This is a genomic window from Acinetobacter sp. MF4642 (assembly GCF_002018925.1).
GTDB lineage: Bacteria > Pseudomonadota > Gammaproteobacteria > Pseudomonadales > Moraxellaceae > Acinetobacter > Acinetobacter johnsonii.
Genome location: NZ_MVON01000090.1, coordinates 1 through 717, shown reverse-complemented (window position 1 = coordinate 717; position 717 = coordinate 1). Strand labels below are relative to the sequence as shown.

Below are 717 nucleotides of genomic sequence, written 5' to 3'. Positions count from 1 at the left end.
ATTTAACATAAAATTACGTTATGCGACATCGAGCGCAAAAAAGAGAAGGGCGAATTAATCGCCCTTTTTTTGTTTAGTTAATATTCAATGTCTATGTAAATCACACTAATCAGCTTTTTTTATTTCCTCAATGTATTTTGTTACATCTTTCGCAGTTATGTCTTTTAAATGCTTGTAAATCAAAGCATTAATTATGTCCGCTTCTTCGATTCTTTCTTTAGTTTCAATAATAAAATCTAAAGATTTTTCTTTAACCGATTCTACGAATTCCCCACGAACTCTATAAGTTTTTGATAAGTCTGATTTTTTCATGTAACACCTGAACATTGTTTAACGCAACAACATTATTGTGTCACACGTTGCAGTGTTGCGTGCAATTCTGTTATATTCCTGTGAAATTGTTGCGTGTGATGTTGTTGCAATGGAAAAAGAACAAGCTTTCGAAATCGTCTCAAAAATTATCTTTGATGATGCCTGTCAACTGATCATGGGGGGCAATCCTGCCTATGACTCTGAAAAGGTACTTTTCCATATTGAAATGGTAATGGGGCACTGGGGCTATCGTTCTGCAAAAGTTGCTGAGTACTGCGATTCACTAAAACAAGAAAACGACATCATGCGTGATATGGGGATTGAATAATGTTGAACAAAAAACAATCAATACCACAGAGTTGTACGTGGGGAATGGGATTTTTAGATACCCCCATTAATAAGATG

The 717-nt window shown here is 35.0% G+C and carries 2 protein-coding genes; one reads left to right on the top strand and one right to left on the bottom strand.

Features of this window, described 5'->3' with window-relative positions; genetic code table 11:
- Positions 1-105: 105 nt before the first annotated feature.
- Positions 106-312, bottom strand: coding sequence for a hypothetical protein (locus MF4642_RS16590; protein ID WP_058869610.1), 207 nt, complete (start codon positions 310-312; stop codon positions 106-108).
- 109 nt (positions 313-421) lie between these two features.
- Here MF4642_RS16590 and MF4642_RS16585 point away from each other — a divergent pair, with 109 nt between their 5' ends.
- Positions 422-640, top strand: coding sequence for a hypothetical protein (locus MF4642_RS16585; RefSeq protein WP_058869611.1), 219 nt, complete (start codon positions 422-424; stop codon positions 638-640).
- Positions 641-717 lie beyond the last annotated feature (77 nt).